This is a genomic window from Candidatus Polarisedimenticolia bacterium (assembly GCA_036004685.1).
In the GTDB taxonomy this organism is placed as follows: Bacteria; Acidobacteriota; Polarisedimenticolia; order Gp22-AA2; family AA152; genus DASYRE01.
Genome location: DASYRE010000052.1, coordinates 1 through 20,707 on the forward strand (window position 1 = coordinate 1; position 20,707 = coordinate 20,707).

General features: G+C 68.6%; 12 protein-coding genes. 11 read left to right on the forward strand and 1 reads right to left on the reverse strand.

Annotated features, from left to right (window positions below; all coding sequences use genetic code 11):
* Nucleotides 1-165 precede the first annotated feature (165 nt).
* The 10 genes from VGR67_14395 (at nt 166) to VGR67_14440 (ending at nt 10,042) form a co-directional block, all read left to right on the forward strand.
* Nucleotides 166-942: an enoyl-CoA hydratase-related protein gene (locus tag VGR67_14395; GenBank protein ID HEV8337600.1), complete on the forward strand. Its 777-nt coding sequence runs from the start codon at nt 166-168 to the stop codon at nt 940-942.
* Between the two features lie 221 nt (nt 943-1,163).
* Nucleotides 1,164-2,564, forward strand: coding sequence for a dihydrolipoyl dehydrogenase (lpdA, locus tag VGR67_14400; GenBank protein ID HEV8337601.1), 1,401 nt, complete (start codon nt 1,164-1,166; stop codon nt 2,562-2,564).
* Nucleotides 2,565-2,595: 31 nt separating this feature from the next.
* Nucleotides 2,596-3,579 carry an alpha-ketoacid dehydrogenase subunit beta gene (locus VGR67_14405; protein ID HEV8337602.1) on the forward strand — a complete coding sequence of 328 codons (984 nt, stop codon included), beginning with the start codon at nt 2,596-2,598 and terminating at the stop codon, nt 3,577-3,579.
* 55 nt (nt 3,580-3,634) lie between these two features.
* Nucleotides 3,635-4,957, forward strand: coding sequence for a dihydrolipoamide acetyltransferase family protein (locus VGR67_14410; GenBank protein ID HEV8337603.1), 1,323 nt, complete (start codon nt 3,635-3,637; stop codon nt 4,955-4,957).
* 24 nt (nt 4,958-4,981) lie between these two features.
* Nucleotides 4,982-5,677, forward strand: coding sequence for a lipoyl(octanoyl) transferase LipB (gene lipB / locus VGR67_14415; protein HEV8337604.1), 696 nt, complete (start codon nt 4,982-4,984; stop codon nt 5,675-5,677).
* Between the two features lies 1 nt (nt 5,678).
* Nucleotides 5,679-6,641, forward strand: coding sequence for a lipoyl synthase (gene lipA, locus VGR67_14420; protein ID HEV8337605.1), 963 nt, complete (start codon nt 5,679-5,681; stop codon nt 6,639-6,641).
* A complete protein-coding gene (locus VGR67_14425; GenBank protein HEV8337606.1) occupies nt 6,638-7,039 on the forward strand; it encodes a hypothetical protein in 402 nt (133 codons plus the stop codon). The genes lipA and VGR67_14425 overlap by 4 nt, the downstream gene beginning before the upstream one ends.
* Nucleotides 7,036-7,887 carry an MqnA/MqnD/SBP family protein gene (locus VGR67_14430; protein ID HEV8337607.1) on the forward strand — a complete coding sequence of 284 codons (852 nt, stop codon included), beginning with the start codon at nt 7,036-7,038 and terminating at the stop codon, nt 7,885-7,887. Before VGR67_14425 ends, VGR67_14430 begins: the two co-directional genes overlap by 4 nt.
* A gap of 37 nt (nt 7,888-7,924) precedes the next feature.
* Nucleotides 7,925-8,908, forward strand: coding sequence for a glycine cleavage T C-terminal barrel domain-containing protein (locus VGR67_14435; GenBank protein ID HEV8337608.1), 984 nt, complete (start codon nt 7,925-7,927; stop codon nt 8,906-8,908).
* Complete coding sequence (locus VGR67_14440; GenBank protein ID HEV8337609.1) at nt 8,909-10,042, forward strand: SGNH/GDSL hydrolase family protein; 1,134 nt, start codon at nt 8,909-8,911, stop codon at nt 10,040-10,042. It abuts the gene before it with no gap.
* On the opposite strand, the gene VGR67_14445 is transcribed toward VGR67_14440, so the two are convergent.
* Nucleotides 10,017-10,823, reverse strand: coding sequence for a cobalamin-binding protein (locus VGR67_14445; GenBank protein HEV8337610.1), 807 nt, complete (start codon nt 10,821-10,823; stop codon nt 10,017-10,019). The two genes, VGR67_14440 and VGR67_14445, sit on opposite strands and share 26 nt — an antisense overlap.
* 382 nt (nt 10,824-11,205) lie before the next feature.
* Between VGR67_14445 and VGR67_14450 the strand changes: the two genes are divergently transcribed.
* The gene (locus tag VGR67_14450; GenBank protein HEV8337611.1) at nt 11,206-20,523 is read left to right on the forward strand and encodes a thrombospondin type 3 repeat-containing protein; all 9,318 of its coding nucleotides are present in this window, start codon (nt 11,206-11,208) and stop codon (nt 20,521-20,523) included.
* The last annotated feature ends 184 nt before the right edge of the window (nt 20,524-20,707 follow it).

The following is a 20,707-nucleotide window of genomic DNA, read 5'->3' on the forward strand; positions in this document are numbered from 1 at the left end:
GGCCCCCGATCCATCCCGGCTCGCCGCGTTGCGCCTCGCTTGCGTACCGCCTTGGGTACGCGACGCTCTGGCGCGCCTTGCGATCCGGGCGCCTCGGCGACCTCGGTGTTAACATGATTTCCGAAACGCAACACTAGCGGCCCGCCGCGGGCCCCGGAGATTCCTTTGGCCTTCATCAACATCGGATTCGACGTTCAAGAGCGGATCGCCACCCTCACCATCGACCGCCCCGCCGTGCGCAACGCCCTGGACGAGCCGACCGCCCGTGAGATCGAGCAGGCGCTCGCCGAGGCCGAAGAAAACCCGGACGTGTCGGTCGTCGTCTTCACGGGCGGAGGCGAGAAAGTCTTCGTCTCCGGCGCCGATCTGCGTGACCTCCAGTACCGCCGATCGAGGCAGGCTCTCGAAGCCTGCCTCAACCGCCTCTTCGCCCGCGTCGACTCCTTCCCCAAGCCCACCATCGCCTCGCTCAACGGCCACGCCCTGGGCGGCGGGATGGAGCTGGCGCTCGCCTGCGATTTTCGGATCGCCGTCGCCGGCTCGAAGCTGGGGTTCCCCGAGGTGAGCCTCGGGATCCTTCCCGGCGCCGGAGGGACACAGCGCCTGCCGCGTCTGGTGGGGCTCGGCCGCGCGAAAGCGCTGATCCTGACCGGCGATCCGATCGATGCCGAGCAGGCGCTGTCGATGGGACTCGTGAACCAGGTGGTTCCCCGCGACGAGCTGGCGCGGGCGACGCGGATTCTGGCGGCGAAAATCGCCTCGCGGGCTCCGCTCGCGCTGCGGCTCGCCAAGGCGGCGCTGAACCTCTCCTCCGAGGTCCCGCTGGGGTCGGGGCTCTCCTTCGAAATCCTTTCGCAGACCATCCTGTTCGAGACGAAGGACAAGAAAGAGGGGATCGCCGCCTTCCTGGAGAAGCGCAAGCCCAACTTCCAAGGTGATTAGGATTGGCAGGTCGAGCCGCCGAGACGGTTTGAAAAGTCGGGACGAGGGGTGTTAGATTGCCCGAACCCTGAGGCCCGGTGACTCGAGCACGCAGATACCGGAATTCCTCGAAGCGTTCGGCGGTTTAAGGCACGGCGCGCCTCCCCGCGCGCCGCTCCACGGCAGGAGTCCTCATCGCGCGACGGAGGCTGAAAAACGTGGCACCAGCGTCGGAAGGCGGAATGAAGTTCGACGTCGTCGTCATCGGGGCGGGGCCGGGCGGCTACACGGGCGCCATCCGGGCCGCCCAGCTCGGGATGAAGACGGCGATCGTCGAGCTGGATCCGAATCTCGGCGGGACCTGCCTGCTGCGCGGCTGCATCCCCACCAAGGCCCTTCTCCAGAGCGCGGCGCTGCATCATTCCATCCGGCAGGCGGGCGATTTCGGCCTGCGGGTCGGGGACGTGCAGGTCGATTTCCCCGCCGTCCAGAAACGGAAGGCGGGCGTCGTCGAGCGCCTCGCCAAAGGGGTCGCGTTCCTGATGAAAAAGAACGGCATCCAGGTCTTTGAAGGGACCGGCCGCATCGAAGGCCCGGGCCGCGTCGCCGTCCTGTCCCGGTCGGGCAAGAGCCAGATCCTGGAGGCGAAGAACGTCCTTCTGGCGACCGGCTCGGAGGCCAAGGGGCTGCCGGGGATCGAGCCCGACGGCAAGCGGATCCTGACCTCCGATCAGATTCTCGAGCTGACGGCCGTCCCGAAGACGCTGCTGATCCTCGGGGCGGGCGCCGTGGGCGTCGAGTTCGCCTCGATCTACGCGTCGTTCGGCTCGAAGGTCACGCTCGTCGAGCTGCTTCCCCGCATCGTTCCCGGCGAGGACGAGGAGGTCTCGAAGGAGCTGGAGCGCTGCTTCCGGAAGCGCGGCATCGAGATCGTCACCCACGCCAGGGTCGAGAAAGCCGCGACGACGCCGCGCGGCGTGGAGATTTCGCTGACCGCCGGGAACGATGCGGGAAAGAGCCGATCGCTCTCCGCGGAGCTTCTTCTCCTCGGCGTCGGCCGCCGGCCGAAGAGCGAGCCTCTCGGATTGGGGAAGACGCGGGTCATCGTGGAGAAGGGATTCGTCCGGACCGACACGGAGTACCGGACCGCTGAGCCCGGAATCTGGGCCGTCGGAGACCTCGTGGGGAAGGCCCCGCTCGCGCACGTCGCTTCCCACGAGGCGGTCGCCGCGGTGGAGGCGATGGCGGGACAGAAGCCTCATCCCATCAACTACGATCACGTCCCCTGGTGCACGTATTGCGAGCCCGAGGTGGCGCGCGTGGGGCTGACCGAGACGCAGGCCAGGGAGCGCGGCTTCGACGTGAAGACCGGGAAATTCCCCTTCACGGCGCTCGGCCGGGCGCTCATCCTGGGCGAGAACGAGGGGTTCGTGAAGCTGGTGACCGACGCGAAATACGGGGAGGTTCTGGGCGTCCACATCATCGGTCCCCGCGCGACGGAGCTGATCGCCGAAGGGGCGGCCCTGCTCCGGCTGGAGGCGGTGAACGAGGAAATCCTCGCGATCGTCCACGCCCACCCGACCCTTTCCGAGGCCGTGGGCGAAGCCGCCCTCGACGTCCTCGGGCGCTCCCTCAATCGCTGAGACCGGCGGGAAGACAAGGAGAAACAGGCCGATGGCCGAGACCGCGACCTACCTCGAGGCGATCCGCCAGGGCCTCTGGGAGGAGATGGAGCGGGACGACAGGGTCTTCTGCCTCGGCGAGGACATCGCCGCGTACGGCGGCGCTTTCAAGCTCACGCGCGGCTTCCTCGAGCGCTTCGGCGCGCGGCGCGTCATCGACACTCCGATCGCCGAATCGGCGATCGTCGGGGCGGCGATCGGCGCCTCGATGATGGGCATGCGGCCGGTGGCGGAGATGCAGTTCATCGATTTCATCGCCTGCGCCTTCAACCAGATCACCAACTTCGCCGCCAAGAGTCGCTGGCGCTGCGGCGCGGCCGTTCCGATCGTCATCCGCGGCCCGGCGGGCGCCGGCGTTCGGGGCGGTCCGTTCCACTCCCAGAGCCCTGAGATGCACTTCGTGCACACTCCGGGGCTGAAGGTGGTGGTCCCGTCGACCCCGCGCGACGCGAAAGGGCTCATCAAGGCGGCGATCCGGGACGAGGATCCGGTGATCTACCTGGAGCACAAGCTGCTCTACCGCCTTCCGCGGATCAAAGAGGCTCTGCCGGAAGACGATTACGTCGTCCCTATCGGCAAGGCGGCGCTAGTCCGCGAGGGGAAGGATCTCTCGATGATCGCCTACGGCGCCATGGTGCTCCACTGTCTCGACGCCGCCGAGGCCCTGGCGCGGGAGGGGGTCGACGCCGAGGTGCTCGACCTCCGCACGCTCCTGCCGCTCGACGAGCCGGCGATCGAGGCGACCGCCCGGAAGACGGGGAAGGTCCTCGTGGTCCACGAGGACACCAAGACCGGCGGGATCGCGGGAGAGATCGCGGCCTTGATTAATGAAAAGGCCTTCGAATCGCTCGACGCTCCGGTGTTGCGCGTCACCTCGCCCGACGCGCCGATCCCGTACAGCGCGCCGCAGGAGGATTCTTTCCTGCCGAACGCCGCCAAGGTCCTGGAGGCGGCGCGGGGGCTGGCGGCGTACTAGCTCCCCGGGACCGGCTCCGGGAGCCTTCCAGGCACTCATGTTTCGGAGGACCGACATGAAAGTCGACGTCATCATGCCCCAGATGGGGGAGAGCATCCAGGAAGGGACCGTCGTCCGCTGGCTGAAGAAGATCGGCGATTCGGTCAAGCGCGACGAGCCGATCCTGGAGATCTCGACCGACAAGGTGGACGCCGAGATACCCTCCCCCGCCGCCGGCGTGCTCTCCGAGATCACCGTGGAGGAGGGGAAGACGGTGGAGATCAAGACGGTCCTGGGAAAGGTGGAGACCGAGGCGGGCGCCGCCTCCGCCAAGCCGCCGGAAGCGAAGCAGGAAAAGCAGCAGGAAGAGAAAGAGGAGAAGCCGGCCGATCGCGGCGCGGCGAAGCAGGCGGCCGCGCCCGCCGCCGAAAAGCCCGCGCCGGCGGCGACGCCCAAGCAGGAATCCCGCCCCGCCTCCCCGCCGCCTGAGCCCCGCCCGCAGGCCGACGGCGCGGAGGGCTCGAAGACGCGATCCTCCCCCCTGGTCCGGCGGATGGCGCAGGAGCACGACGTCGACGTCGCCTCGATCGCCGGGACCGGAATAGCCGGACGGGTGACGAAGAAGGACATCGAGGCGCATCTTACGGCTCGCGGGGGCGAGCACGCCGGCGCCAAGAGCGCCTCGGCGCCGGCTGCGGCGGCGGGGGCGCGGGAGCGCGCCGAGCCGCTGTCGGTCATGCGCCGGAAGATCGCGGAACATATGGTGGCGAGCAAGCGGACTTCGGCGCACGTCCACTCGTTCTTCGAAGTCGATTACAGCGCCGTCGATCGGATCCGCCGCGAGAAGAAGGATCGGTTCTTCGAGCAGCACGGCGTGAAGCTCACCTACCTTCCCTTCATCCTTCTGGCCACCGTCGAGGCGCTGAAGGCCTGGCCCGTCGTGAACGCCACGGTCGACGGTGACAACCTGATCACCAAGAAGGACATCAACCTCGGCGTCGCCGTGGCCCTGGACTGGGGGCTCATCGTTCCGGTGATCCGGAACGCGGAGGAGAAGAACCTCGCGGGGCTGGCGCGCGCCACCGCCGATCTGGCGGAGAGGGCCCGCGCCAAGAAGCTCCTCCCCGAGGAAGTCCAGGGAGGGACGTTCACCATCACCAATCCCGGGGTTTTCGGCAGCCTCTTCGGGACTCCGATCATCAACCAGCCGCAGCTCGCCATCCTTGGGGTGGGCGCCATCGAGCGGCGTCTGAAGGTGATCGAGGACTCGATCGCCATCCGCACGCTGGGCTATCTTTCGATCGGCTTCGACCACCGGATCATCGACGGCGCGGTCGCCGATCAGTTCACGGCGCACATCAAGAAGACGCTGGAGAGCTTCGATCCGCAGCTCGTATAGGACCCCGACGGAGGCGCAAGCCGCATGAAGACGATCGTGGCGGAGGAGCGTTGGCCGGCCGGTGCGGCGCGGCTGCCGCTGCGCGTCCGCCGGCTGGGACGGATTCCCTATCCGGAGGCGCTCGCTCTTCAGGAGAGCCTGGTCGGGGAGCGGCAGGCGGGACGCGGGCTCGACACCCTCCTGCTTCTGGAGCACCCGCCGGTCGTGACCCTGGGACGCGGCGCCGACCCGGGCCATCTTCTCCGCACGCGCGAAGAGCTGTCCCGGAAGGGGGTGCAGGTGTTCGAGGCGGGGCGCGGCGGGGACGTCACCTATCACGGGCCGGGACAGCTCGTCGGCTACCCGATCCTCCTTCTCCCTCCTCCCCTGCAGGATCTCCATCTCCTGCTTCGCCGGATCGAGGAGGTGCTCATCCGCTCCTGTCTCGAGTTCGGCATCGGGGCCGGCCGGGAGGAGGGCTTGACGGGCGTCTGGGTGGGGCGCGAGAAGGTCGCGGCCATCGGCATCCGGGTCGCCCGCTGGGTGACTTCCCACGGCTTCGCGCTGAACGTCTCGACCGACCTGGCGGCGTTCGACGACATCGTTCCCTGCGGCATCCAAGACCGCGGGGTCACTTCCCTGTCGCGCCTGCTGGGGCGGGAGATGGATCTCGAGGAGGCCGCCGAGGCCGTGACGCGCGCCTTCTGCGGCGTCTTCTCCGCCCGCATGGAGGAGACCTGAGATGGCAGCCCCCGCGGGACCCGCCAAACGCTCTCCCACCCGCGAGCGTCTCACCCCGAGACGGCGGGAGCAGGCGCCGCCGCGCGGCCGCAGCGCCAAGCCTCCCTGGCTGAAGATCAGGATCCGGACCGGGGAAGGCTACAAATCGGTGCGCCGCACCATGGACACCCTGGCGCTCCACACCGTCTGCGAAGAGGCCCGCTGCCCCAACATCTTCGAGTGCTGGGGGGAGCGAACCGCCACCTTCATGATCCTCGGGGACGTCTGCACGCGGCGCTGCGGCTTCTGCGCGGTCATGACCGGAAGGCCGCTCGGCGTCGACCCCGGAGAGCCGGCGCGCCTCGCCGAGGCGGTGGCGCGCCTGGAGCTGGCCCACGCCGTGATCACGTCGGTGGATCGCGACGATCTTCCGGACGGCGGCGCCGCCCATTTCGCCGCGGTGATCGGCGCGGTCCGGCGCCGGCGGCCGGAATGCGCGGTGGAGGTCCTCACTCCCGATTTCCGCGGCGCGCCGGAGGCCCTTCGGACCCTCCTCGCGGCCTCTCCCGACGTCTTCGCCCACAACGTCGAAACGGTCCCCCGCCTCTACCGCAGCGTCCGTCCCGGGTCGGATTATCGTCACTCGCTGGCGCTGCTCTCCCGCGCCAAGGAGTCGGGCGCGCCGGTTTCGAAATCGGGGTTCATGCTCGGCCTCGGGGAAAGCCGCGACGAGATCCGCCAGCTCCTGGCCGACTTACGGGAGGCCCGCGTCGAGGTGGTGACGATCGGCCAATACCTGCGGCCCACCGCGGGGCACCTGCCGGTCGAGCGCTACGTTCCGCCTTCGGAGTTCGAGGAGATTCGCCGCGAGGCGTTGCCGCTCGGCTTCCGTCACGTCGAGGCGGGACCGCTCGTGCGCTCCTCGTATCACGCCGCCCGCCACCTCGAGAAGGCGGGCGCCGGCGCCGCCGAGGGGGCTCCTTGACGCGCGCCCCCGGGGCTCCTCTCTCCGTGCTCGCCGCCACCGGCGACCTCGCCTTCCGGTCGCGGATCGATCTGGCGCTGGCGCGCGCCGGGATCCCGGTGCGCTTCGTCGCCGCCGGGCGGCTCGTCTCCGAAGTTGCGGCTTCGCGGCCGTCGTTGATCCTGGTCGATTACGCCGGCCTCGGAGAGGCGGATTGGTCGGAGCTTTCCCGGCTCAAGCGGGATCCTGCCAGCCGCGATCTTCCGCTTCTCGCCTACGGCCCGCACCTCGATCACGAGGCGAGGGAGCGAGCCAGAGGGGCGGGCGCCGACGCGCTTCTGTCGAACGGCGAGGTGGCCGCGAATCTCGCGGCCATCGTCATGGAATGGGCGGCGCGCGCCCCCGGGAGCGCTTCGTGAGCCGCACCGCCGCGCCGATCCGCCTGGGGTTCGGCCACAGCCCCGATCCCGACGACGCTTTCATGTTCTACCCTTTCGCCCGCGGCCGGATCGACATGGAAGGGGTGGAGCTGGTCCAGGTCCTGCGGGACATCGAATCGCTGAACCGGATGGCCCTGGAAGGGGCGATCGAGATCACCGCGCTGTCGGTGCACGCCTACGCCCACCTCGCCGATCGCTACTCGATCCTTTCCTGCGGCGGCAGCTTCGGCGACGGCTACGGCCCGCTTCTGGTGAGCCGCGATCCCGTCGCCCTCGCCGATCTCGCCTCGAAAACGGTGGCGGTCCCGGGGACCCTCACGTCCGCCTTCCTGACGCTGCGTCTCTTCGCCGGCCCCTTCGCCTCCCGCGTCGTCCCCTTCGACGAGATCCCGGCGCGTGTCGCCGATGGCACCGCCGACGCCGGGCTGCTGATCCACGAGGGCCAGATCACCTACGAGCGCCTGGGGCTGCGGAAGATCGCTGATTTGGGAGAGTGGTGGAAGCGCGAGACCGGCCTGCCGCTACCTCTCGGGGTGAACGTGGTCCGCAAGGACCTCGGCGAGGAGCGCTGCCGCCAGGCGGCCCGCCTTCTGAGACGGGCGATCGACTACTCCCTCGCCCACCGCGAGGAAGCCTTGACCTACGCCATGGACTTCGGCCGGGGACTGGAGCGGGAGCTGGCCGATCGTTTCGTCGGAATGTACGTCAACGACCTCACCCGGGACGCCGGCTCGCCGGGAAGGCGCGCCATCGCCGAGTTCCTCGAGCGCGGGTACCGCGCCGGGGCGCTGCCGCGCCGCGTCGTCCCGGAATTCGTCTCCCCCTAGCGGCACGATGGCCCCCGAGCCGCGACCGATCACGCCGTTGGGCGATGCCGCGCGGGAGGCGGCCGCAGCCCTCTCCGGCGCCGTCCTCGCCGACCGCTCCTCGCTCGGCCGGATCCGGATGCTGGGGAAGGACCGCCAGGATCTCCTGCATCGCCTCTCCACTCACGAGATCAAGTCGCTGGCTCCCGGGGAAGGGAACCTGACGGCTCTGCTGAACGAAAAGGGGAGGATCCTCGATCTCCTCCATGCCCTCGCCGGCGCCGACGATCTCCTGCTCGTGACCTCCGCCGGCGCCGCGGAGCGGATCCGCGCCTGGCTCGACTCTTACATCTTCATCGAGGACGTGACGCTCGAAGATCCGGGCGGCTTCTGCCTGGGATTGTACGGCCCCGATTCCCCGGCCCTGCTCCGGCGCGCCGCCGGCGGCGACTGGGAGGATCTTCCCCTCTGGCACCACCGTCCGGCCCGCATCGCCGGATCGGCGGCCCGTGTGGCGCGCAGCTTCCCCTTGGCCGGGCGCGGCTACCTCGTGATCGACGCGGAAGGGTCGGCGGCGGTCGCCGAGGCTTTCCTCGCCGCCGGGGCGGTCACCGCCGGAGCGGAAGCCCTGGAGAGACTGCGCGTCGCGGCCGGCGTTCCCGCCATCGGCAGCGAGCTGTCCGAAGAGTTCAATCCGTGGGAGTCGGGCCTCGACGCCGCCGTCAGCCTGACCAAGGGCTGTTATCTGGGACAGGAGGTGGTGGCCCGGCTGCACCATTACGGCAAGGTGCGCCGGCGTCTCTGCGGCATCCTGCTGCCGGAGCCGGAGACCCCCGAACCGGGCGCGGCGGTCTTCTCCGACGGCGCCCGGATCGGCTCGATCACCAGCGCCGCCCTCTCCCCCGACTCCGCCTCGGCGATGGCGCTCGCCCACGTCGCGATCGAGGCCGCCCAGCCGGGCCGCGAAGTTTCCGTCGAGGCAGGCGGGCGGCGGCGCGCCGGCCGCCTCGTCGCGCTCCCCTTCTTGCCGGGACCGGCCTAGATGCCTCCGTCGAGGGCCGGGGAGGCCGGCGCCTCCCCGAGCCCGGCGGCGCGCTGGACGGGCCCCCTGATCCTCGTCGCCTCGACACTCCTTGCTCTGGTCCTCGCCGAGGCCTCGCTCCACCTGCTGGGGCTCCCCGAAGAGCACCGATCCCACACGCACCCTCCGCAGTTCGATCCGATCCCCGGCGCGGACTTCCTCTACACGAACCTCCCAGCGAGCGAAATCCGCTTCGTCTACGACAGCAACCCGCGCGGCTACTTCTCTCCCGGCAACGCGGTGATTCACCGGACCAACCCGAAGGGATTCCGCGGGCCCGACTTCTCCGTCGCCAAGCCTCCGGGGACGATCCGGTTCCTCTTCCTCGGCGATTCCTTCACGTTCGGCGAAGGAGTGCAGGACGCCGACACCTACCCCGAGCGCTTCCGCGCCCTGCTGGAGAAGACCGAAGCCTACCGGGGCATGAGCATCGAGGCGATCAACCTCGGAGTCGGCGGCTACGACACGGAGCAGGAGGCGGCGCTCTTGCGCGATTTCGGCCTTTCCCTGACTCCGGATTGGGTCTTCGTCGGTTATTGCCTGAACGACGCGGAGCCTCCCCTTTTCGAGCGCGGCCCGGACGGCAAGCTCGTCCGCCGCGACCGGGAGGCCGAGGCTCCGGAGAACCTGGGAACGGCGCCGATCCCGGCCCCCTGGCGCTGGCTTCGCCTGACCCGGCTCGCCTACCTGGCCTACCGGAACCAGCGGAGCACGGCGGCGACGATCGCGCACTATCGCGACCTCTACCGGGACGACGGCGCCGATTACCGGAGGACGAAGCGCGCCCTGGCCGAGATCGCACGCCTGGGAAGGGGGGCCGGCGTGCCGGTCACGGTGCTGATTTTTCCCGTCTTCTACCATCTGGACGCCGGCTATCCGTTCCGGGATCTGACGCGCCAGATCGAGGCGGAGGCGGGGAGGAACCAGATCGACGCGATCGATCTGCTGCCTTGGTTCCGGGGCTTTTCCGGACCGGATCTCTGGGTCCATCCCGCCGATCAGCATCCCAACGAGACGGCCCACCGGATCGTGGCCGAGCGGCTCGTCGAGTACGTCGCCGCCGAAGGGGTCACCCCTCCGAAGCCGCCGCGATGATGGCGTGCAGGCTGGCCAGGCCGTCGGTGAGGGCGGCCGGTCCGGGCTGGAGAATCAGCGCCGACTTTATTTCGAAGATCTTGTCCCGGCGGACGGCGGGAATCGCGTCCCAGCCGGGGCGCGAGCGGATTCTTTCGAAGCGCACCTTCCGTCCGCACCAGGATCCGATGATCACCTCCGGCGCCCGCCGGATCACCTCCTCCGGAGCGACGATTCGCCCCTTCCCGTCGCCGCGCTCGCGCAGCTCCGGGAAGACGTCCTCCCCGCCGGCAGCCTCCACCAGCTCGCTGACCCAGCGGATTCCCGAGATCAGAGGGTCGGGCCACTCCTCGAAGAAGACGCGCGGGCGACGGAGAAGGCTCTCCCCCTTCTCCCGCACTCTCTCCACACCCTCCGCGAGCCGCGCCGCGAGCGCCCGCCCCTCCGGCTCGCGCCCGATCATCCCCCCGAGGATTCGGATCGTCTGATAGATCTCCTCCAGGCTCCGCTGGTTGAAGGTCATCACCGGAGCTCCGCGGACGATCAGCTCGCGGGCCAGATCGGCCTGGAGATCCGAGAACGCCAGAACGAGGTCGGGCTTCAGGCCCAGGATCTTCTCGAAGTTGGCGTCCAGATATGAGGAGACCTTCGGCTTGCTCCTGGCCTCGGGGGGCCGCACCGTGTAGCCGGAGATGCCCACGACGCGCTCGCCCGCCCCCAGGAGGTAAAGAATCTCCGTCGTCTCCTCGGTCAGGCAGACGATCCTTCGAGGGTACCCCTCCAGATCGAGCGCCTCGCTCATCGGCCCCGCCGACCCCTTTCCCAGACTCGAGCTCACCCCGAGCGCCTCCCCTGGACCCCTATCTCGTTGGCCTTATTCATATGCCAGACAGCTCTCCCCGCCCCGCCCGTCTCGAAAGTCATGCGCTCCGGGGACGTCTATCGGGCGATTCGAGGGGGGCCCGGGAGGGCGGATTCCCCTAGCGGCGCCCCGGAAAAACTCTTGCAACCTCCACATTTGGCCGTAATATTACCCGAAACGTGTCACAGGGGGTGCCTCGGAGCCTGAGAGGGGTCCGAAGTGTCGGACAGGTTCGCGGCACCCCCATGTCTCTCTCCGGAGCGCTTCTGCGACGTTTCCTATCCCAAAAACTCGGCTCCCTGAGCCGCGGGGAGGCATGATCTTGGGCCACCAATTGAACGTGCGCGCCATCCGCAACCTTCTTGTGATCCTCGTCACCGTCTGTGCTCTCACCTCCGCCGGCATCATCCACGATTGGGCGGCCCGTCCCGCCAGCCGTCCCGGCCTGCAGCCCGACAACCAGAAGGACATCGACCCGGAGGCGCTCGCCTACTTCAGCCGAATCCAGCCCACGGCGCACGAGCGGATGCTGGGGCTCAATCCGCTGGGGGACTCCTTCAAGCCGAACCTTCCTCCCGTCAACCGGCGGCAGGGCCTGGTCTATACGCCGGCGGGATTCGTGGATCTCAGGCGTTCCGGAGGGCTCGACTCCATTCCCGCCGGGCTGCGCAAACGCCAGCGCGACCCCGCCCCGGGAGCGCCGGACGTCCTGCTCGCGCAGATCGAGGCGCGCAGCCTGAAGGATCGAGGGCCGGAAGGGATCGAGGAGATGATTCGCGATCTGGGCGGCCGCGTGATCGGCAGCATTCCGGAGCGTGCCTTCGTGATCGTCGGATCGACGGAGGCCCTGGCGAAGGTTCGCGCCGCCGCCTTCGTGGAAACCGCCAGCCCCTACCTTCCCGCCTTCAAGATCGATCCCGCCCTCGGCCGCTCCCCGCTCATCTCGCGCCTGCGGGCTGAATCGAGGGAGATGGAGATCCTGGCCGACACGTGGCCGGGCTTCGATCGGAAGGAAGTGCTGGACCAGGTCCGGGCGGTGACCGGCGCCGATCTCGCCGCGCTCGACGGAGAGACGGGAAGCGCTCTGCGGATCCGCGCCACGCCCGAGAAGATCGTCGCGCTGGCTCAGATCCCCGGGATCCGCTACATGCAGGAATCGGCGGAGTTCACCCTGGCGAGCGCCGAGGTCCACACCACCGCGCAGGTGGGCGAGGTCGAGCACACGGGGGGCGCGACGCCCTACTGGGATCTCGGCGTAGACGGCGGCGGGCTCGGCCTTGGCTCGGCCGTCGCGCCCCAGATCGTCGCCGTCCTGGACAACGGAGTCTCCACCGACACGGTTTCCTTCGCCCACAACACCTCCTCCCTGACCCAGGCCCAGATCGCCGCCCTGGTCGCCGGCAATACCCACCGGAAGATCGCCGCCTACCAGCTCGTCGGCACTCACGCTCCGGGGGCGACGCTCGGGGAGACCTGTGACGGCCTGCTTTACGGATCCGGCACGCACGGCAACGTCGTGGCGGGGATCATCGCCGGCTATCCTTCCGCCCTCGGCGCCTCAGCAACGATCTCCCCGCTTCCGGGCTACGTCCGGACGAACATCAACATGGACGGCATCGCCCGCGGAGCGCGCCTGGTGGTCCAGGATGCCGGGACGGAAGCCGACTGCAACATCGCCGAGTTGGTGGAGCATGGCGGCAACATTACTCCCGGCAGCCTCACCGACCGGATGACCGCCGCCATCGCCGCCGGCGCCCGCCTCCACGTGATGCCCTTCGCGGTGCCGAACTTCAACGCCCAGGTGAGCGGCGGGGGCCAGGGGACCTATTCCGTCGAGGCGAACCAGATCGACACCTTCCTGGCGAACCACCTCGATTACATGGTGATCAGCCCGGTGGGGAACGGTGGGGCGAGCCTGAGCTCCGGCCGCGATCTGATCCCCGATTACTTCGACGGAGTCTCCAACCTCCAGAGCGATCCGCTGTGCTCGGGACAGAGCCCAATCTGCCGGCCGCTGCAGGTCTCGCCGCCGGCGACCGCCAAGGATTCGATCGCCACCGGAGCGGTATGCGAGGACGTGCAGAGCATGTTCTCCGACTTCAACGAGGAGGAGAACGTCACCAACTTCACCTCCAAGGGTCCCGCCACTCCGGCGAGCCTCCGGACGGCCCCCATCATCACCGGCGTGGGCAACGATCGGAGTCCAACCGGCGGCGGGCCCCTCACCTACGGGATGGCGGTCTTCCGCTCGACCGACAACAACCAGGACGGGACGGTCGAGGCGGCCCTCGATCAGCACAACCGCGGAACCTCCTTCGCGGCCGCCACGGTGACCGGCCAGGCCGCGCTGATCCGGGACTACTTCGCGCAGGGCTTCTATCCGACCGGCACGCGCGTCGATACCGATCGGATCGCCACCATTTCCGGGGCCCTGGTCAAGGCGATGCTGGTGGCCTCCGCCAACTTCTCCGAGGAGCTGATCGGCGCCTCCTCCGGCGGCCTGTCGCTGGACGGCGACGACGTCGCGGTCGACACGGCGCGCGCCGTGGAGCTGGCCACCGTCGGGATCATCGGCAACAACCGGCAGGGATACGGCCGCGCCATCGTCTCGCAGGTCCTGCCGATCGCCACCTGGCCCGACGTCTCGCTGGGCCTTCCGAACACTCCCGAGCACCCGGCGATCGGACTCGTCGTCTGGGACTACGTCGGCACGAACGAGCCCACCATCAACAACACCTCGCGCATCGAGATCCCGCATCACTTCCAGATGACCTCCACCTCGGGGCAGGTGCGCATCGCGCTCGCCTGGCCCGATCCGCCGGGCGAGCTGCTGGTCAACGACCTCGACCTGGAGGTGACGTCACCCACGGGCAAGGTCTATGACGGCAACAGCTATCAGGGGCTGAACGCCGTCGTCGGTCAGTGGAGCCTCGGGCGCTCGCAAGCGGGAGCGAACCCCGACGATCTACGCAACACCGTGGAGGCGATCCACCTTTCGAGCGATCCCGATCGGGATCCCAACACCCCCGACAACGAGCTGGAGGCGGGCGTCTGGACCATCAACGTGATTCGCGGGGCCGCCGGGGCCAGCCCGGGGCTGATCACCGCCAACATCAGCCTGAAGGAAGACGCCAACAACAACTTCGCCCTGGACAACAACGTCTGCAACGTGAAGAGCCTGAACAAGGGGGCGCCCTGCACCGGCGTGGCCGACTGCACCGGCTCCGATCCGGCCCGCGCCTGCGGCGAGGATCTCGACGCCGACGGGCTGCTGGACACCGCCGGCCAGGCGTACGGCCTGGTGGTCTCCGGCCCGGTCGTGACCTCTCCCGATCTCTTCAATCCGCCGTCACATGCCAATCTGCCCCAGAGCATCGTGCGCTTCGACAAGTTCCGCTACACCTGCGCCGACTCGGTCGGCCTGCGGCTCTACGACCTCGACGCGACGCCCGAGAACCTCACCACCGGCGTCACGGTCGAGTCCCGCAACGTCGCCGGCACGGTCGTCGACACGGAGACCAGCATCTCGTTCAACGCCACCGGCAACCAGAACTTCTCCAGCATCGGGCTGCCCATCCGCCTGATCACCGGAGGGGTCGGCTCGCCGAACAACGGCATCGTCGAGGCCGACACCGGCTACACCCTGAAGGTGATCCACACCGACGCGCCGCGCGACTCGGTCGGCTACGCGAAGGTGAACTGCGAGCCCGACCTGCTCGGCGGCCTGTTCGCCAACCCGGGAGGCCGGGACGCCGCCGACCTCATCTTCGGCGGCTGTGACAACGACCAGTTCCTCGATGCCGGAGAAACGGTCACCTATTCGATCGCCGTCGTGAACAACTCGATTCTGGACGAATACAACGCCGTCACCGCCACGCTGACCGTCTTCCGCTCCGACGGCATCACCCCTTCGACCAAGGTCACCGTGCTCGACTCCCCGAAGGGAATCGGCCGGATGCCCGCCGGACAGCCGGTGGGGGTCACCTTCTCCCTGAAGGTCGCCTCCGACGTGCTCACCGAGGGGAACAAGGTCGTCCTCAACCTGTCGCTCGCCCAGGGAACGGGAGGCACGCTCCTGGCGCGCAAGACCTTCTCCTTCACGCATGCCGTCGCCGCCGATCGCGAGAGCTTCCACTACTCCACCGATTTCCCGTCGGGGACGGGCTCCCCCGTCGCGCGCGATCTGAACCGGTCGCTGGTCATCGAGCCGAACGATCGCCCCGGCCTGACGCTGGGGGCGGTGGACGAGACGGTGCAGTTCTCCAGCCTGTTCTTCAACGACCCGGCCACCGGCAGGATCAACAACCAGATCCAGGGAACCGACGAGCCCTACCCGGCCGGGGGAATCCTGAACGGGGCGAGCGATCCGAACGGCAACGGCGTCCTGGACCGCGGCATCCTGGCCTCCGGCAGCCCCTCGGCGGGCGACCTGGTCCCCTGGGATTTCGACCGCAACAACGGCGGCTGGTACGCGGCGCGCGACCCGCAATCGGTCCTCGGCGCCTCGCCGGCGACGCTGCCCTTGTGGCATTACGTCACCCACGGCCAGTGCGGCTTCCAGACCCAGATCCGGTCCAACTGCGTGCTCGCCAACGGCACTCCCGGCAACGATCCCGACGGGGGCGGCCCCTCCCCCTGCGCCGCCATCCCGGCCGGCCTGGCGGGATTCGTCGGCGGGATGTGGCACACGGGCGACGGGACCGCAACCGCCGACGCCACCGCCTGCGGCAACTACGGCGTCCCGTTCAATCCCAACAGCGGCGTCCGCGCCGAGCTGCTCTACGACGTGGTCTTCAGCCCGATCATCCAGAAAGTGCGGCAGGGGAACGACGCCAACGGCTTTCCGTTCACCGTCGAATTCCAGCGCATCGCCTACAACGCCACCGTGCAGTTCGACTACAACACCACGTTCTTCACCGACATCGACAACAACGTCGACAATCCGACCCCCAACGTCCTCCTAGGAGAGCCGCTGCGCGGCGACGGCCTCTCCTACTACGTGACGAACCTGATCGGCCCAGTCGACCCCTATTACACCGTCACCTCCTACAACCAGCTGACGTTCGGCCCCACGACCGATCCCGACGCCTCGCTGACCGGCCCGAGCCCCGCCCTGTCGGGCGATGAGACCGGCTTCCCCGGCTTCGACAGCGCCAGCACGAACCCCTTTGCCGTGAAGCCGAAGATCCCGACGGCGCCGGTGAACCTGCGCCCCTTCCCGGGGCCGAACGAGGTCCATGCCGGGTCGGATACGCCGGCCGGGCCTTCGCGCAACGTCGACATCAGCGCCGTCGGCTACGAGGACAACGGCCTCCAGTTCTACGTTCCGGGAGACGCCGGGAACCGGTTCCAGATCGGGCTCGGCTTCCTGAACGTAGAAGGGGCCCTCGGCGGAGCGGTCGGCGATTACGGCGTCGGCATCGACGACGTGGTGTTCGAATGGGACGAAGTCCATCCTCTGGCGGAGGCGACTTCGTCTTGCAGCCGGATCGGCGGCCTGTGCTCGGGCGGCACCAAGAACGGCCAGCCCTGCGCCTCGAACGCCCAGTGCCCGGGCGGGACCTGCGTCCCGGTGGCCAACCAGATCGCCGCCGGCCTACCCTGCGCCACGCTGACCGTCGATCGGACGAACCTTTTCGACTGCGATCAGGATCTCGCCGTCACCGTGAACGATCCCAAGATCAACAACAACGGCCCCGGCTCGCCGACGGTGATCGACACGGTCCAGCTCCGGGCCTTCTCCAACTCCGATCCCTATCCGGGAGAGATCTTCACGGCGACCGAGACCGGGATCAACACCGGCGTCTTCAAGGGATCGATCCGCGTGTCGGGGACGTTCAACTCCCCCGGCGTGCTGTTCCTGGTCCCCTCCACCGAGACGAACGTCTTCGTGGCCTATGAAGATCCGCTGTGCGACTCGAACCACAACGGCACGTTCGGGCAGAGCAGCTTCACCAACCTGGACGGCGACGGCCTCGACGCCGCCTCCGGGCGGGACGGGATCTGCGGCACAGCCGACGACATTCCCTCCCTGTTCGGAGCGGACGGCGCTTGCGGAGCTCGCCAGCACTGCAGCAACGCCCCGGCACAGATCTGCACGATCAACGCCGACTGCGGCGCCGGAACCTGCAACCCCGCCACCATCGACGACACCGGCGACAACTGCGCCACCACCTACAACGCCACGCAGACCGACCAGGACGGCGATCACGTCGGCGACGCCTGCGACAACTGCCTGTTCCTCGCCAACGCCGACCAGGCCGACGTCGATCTCGACGGCGTGGGCGATCGCTGCGACTGGGACGACGTCGACGCCGACGGCGTCGCGAACGAGGTGGACAACTGCCCCGACGTCTACAACCCGGGCCAGGAGATCAGCGGCGGAGGCACCGTCGGCACCGCCTGCAACAACCAGAGCGACGCCGACGGCGACACCATCGCCGACAAGAACGACAACTGCGTGCTGATCTCGAACGTCTCCCAGGCCAACGTCGACCGTCTCGACCCGATCACCGCCCAGGTCGTCGACAAGCTGGGCGACGCCTGCGACGGCGACTGCGTCGGGACCTGCACCGGCGGGACGCGCGCCGGCCTCGGCTGCTACCTGAACGCCGACTGCCCCGGCGGGAGCTGTACCGGCCGCTTGTGCTCGACCCAGAACGATGACCTCGACCGCGATCTCGTGAAGGACACGTTCGACAACTGCCCGACGCTTTACAACCAGACGACACTGCCGGGGAGCAACCCCCCCGTCCAAGCGGACGGGAACTTCAACGGCCTGGGCGACGTCTGCGATCCCGCCGGGAACTTCGACGAGACGCGTAACGGCATTCCGGACGACGTGGAGAACGGCCCGTTCTACGCTGTGGCGGTGACCTGCAACAAGGTGCCGCTGGCCGACATCGTCGTCCTCAAGACGCTGGTCCGCGATCTTCCCGAAGTGGCGCAGTGCGGCGCCGCCGGGACCTCGCCGTGCGGCGACGGCGACGTGTTCGGCGATCCGGGCGAGATGGTCCGGGTGCGCCTGATCCTGCAGAACATCTCCGCTCAGAACCTGACCGGACTGACGATGTCGCTGTCGACCGCCGATCCCGACCTCACCTGTCTGACCGACACCACGATCCGGGTCGCCTCGCTGCCGGCGGGCGGCACGGTGGACACCCGCACGCTCGGCACCTGCGCGGGCGGGCTGAAGGCGGGCCAGCGCTGCGCCTCGAACGCCGAGTGCCCCGCCTCCACCTGCACCGCCTACGGCCCCGACGGCGACTACTTCGAAATGGTGATCTCGCCGTCGGTGAGCACCGTCGATGTCACGAACCCGGCGCGCGCCAACCTCACGCTGACTTTGAACTCCGACCAGGCGGGCGGCACGGCGCGCACGATTCCAATCTCATTCGTCGAGGACCTCGATCTCCCGGGCGGCGCCCCGCCCCCGTACACCGCCAGCAAATGCACAGCGGAGAGCAACGTGCCGGGCGCGGCCTGTAGCTCGGACGCCAACTGCACCAGCGGCGGGTTCCCGGCCGGCAAGTGCCTCCCCGGCCTGATCTACGAAGGGTTCGAGACGACGACCGGGTTCCCGGGGACGATCGGCGCCTTGATGAACAGCGGCAGCGGCCCCGGGCTGATCGCCGGCCAGGCCTGCTACGGCTTCATGGAAGTCCTCGGCCGCACCGCGGCCCAGGGATGCCAGATCGATCCCGACAACGACAACGACTGGCATATCCACACCCTGAGCTCGCCCGATTTCGGCAAGGCTTTCCAGGGAAACCAGTCGGCCCACTGGGGACTGCACACCGACCCGGCGAACCGGGCGGGCGACACGATCCACTTCCGCCAGATCGCCGCGTTCGTCACCAACCCGATCAACCTGACGCTGACCCCGGCGACCGACGACCTGTTCCTGTCGTTCTACCAGATCGTCGAACTGGTCGACGACAACTCGGTGAACTTCGCGCCGGGCCAGGCGGGCGATTTCGTCGACGTGCAGATCCAGGTCGACGGAAACCCCAGCCCGGCGGTCGACAGCTTCGGCCGGTGGCAGAAGCTCGAGCCCTTCCAGAACGTCTACGAGCACACGCCTCAGGTCTTCTCCTGGTTCGGCTATTGCGAGTTCACCCCGGCCGATGCCGCGAAGGCGACGAACCCGGGCGCCTACGGCGAGACGATGTGCTTCCCGGACGGCGTCTGGTCGCACTCCGGAAACGTCCTCGGGGCGAACAAGTTCGACATCTACCAGGCCCAGGGCCCCGGTTTCCTGGGAAGCGTCGGGGAGGGGATCTGGGTCCAGTCGAAGTTCAACCTGGCGCTGTTCCTCGGACAGCGGGTCCGCATCCGCTGGATCGGTCAGTCGTGGGACTTCGGCAACGGCTGGGAGGCCTACCTCCTGCCGCCGGGCTCGGCGCCTCCCTTCGATGTCGGGTTCCGCGACGACGGCTGGTGGATCGACACCATCCAGATCACCGGCGCCGTCCAGACGCCGTTCGTGCCGCTCGTCGAGCCGACGACGCTGCCGCTGGGCAGTCAGTGCCCCGCCATCAACAGCCCGAACAACTGCAACGAGGCGCTGGGGACGTCGTTCGGGATCAATCCGCTCCTCGTCCTGATCGACACCGACGGCGACGGCGCGCTGGCGCCGGGCGAGACCTTCCGGCTCGACGCCCTGGGGACCGACAACCCGGGCGGCTGCAAGAACGGCATCCTGCAGTTCCAGTTCAGCCGCGACGGGATCGTCGTCCAGGACTGGTCCACGACGACCTCCTACGTCTCCTCCTTCGCGGGCCTCGCCGCCTACACCGTGAAGGCGCGCTGTAGCACCGATTTCTCCTGCACGTCGGCTTCGTTCGACCTGAACGGAGTGGTGACGGGAGCGGCGACCAAGCTGGTGGGCATCTGCCCGACCATCCCCTTCCCGGTCACGCTCCCCGACATGACCGCCTCCGGAACCGGCCTGTTCTCGCTGCCGAGCCTCCTCGATCAGCCGACCGGCCAGACCACCTGCTCGCCCCCCGTGCCGCCCGCCGTGCAATACGAGGTTGGACCGATGCTTCCGTCGACCTACGGTCACAACTTCCTGCGGACCGCCGCCACCGGGCACCTCACCGGCAGCGGTACCTGTGACAGCGGGCCGAAGGCGGGCCAGAGCTGCTTCAGCAACTCCGACTGCATCAGCCCGAACCTCTGCTCTGGCGGAGGCGGCGTAAACCAGAAGTTCGCGGAGTTCCAGGGCGTCCCCGGCGCATGCGCCGATTCGAACACCTCGTCATGCAACATCGACGTCACGCCTCTCTCACTCTGCGAGCCGCCCGCGCAGGTCCACCCGGATCACCCGATCGGCTTCAGCGACAACGCCAATCCGGGCCTGTTCTGCCAGGGCGACGCTCTGTCGCAGAACCTTCCCTGCACCGTCGACGCGACCTGCAAGTTGGAGGTGAATTCACGGGGAGCCTGCTCGGCAGGTCTGTTCTATTACATGCTCGGAGCCTACACGTTCGCCGGGCCCGGCGGCACGCTCACGCACAACCAGTTCAACGGCTCTCCGGCGCTGCTCCACGTGGCCCGCACCAACGCCGGGACGGTGGACATTCCTTACACCTTCGGGCCGTACCTGGATCCGGCCGCGGCGACGAACTGCCCTTAGTCCCGCGGAGGGTCCTTCGAGAGGGCGGAGCCACCCGGCTCCGCCCTTCTTTTGGGCGGAGATTGCCGACTCCGCAAATCTTCGCCGCACCTTATGGAACGGCCGGCTCCGATTCGCGGCGCCGGCGGCCGGTACAAATAGGAGCGAACGACTTCGGTCCCGGGAGCCGCGGCGCGGCGCTTGC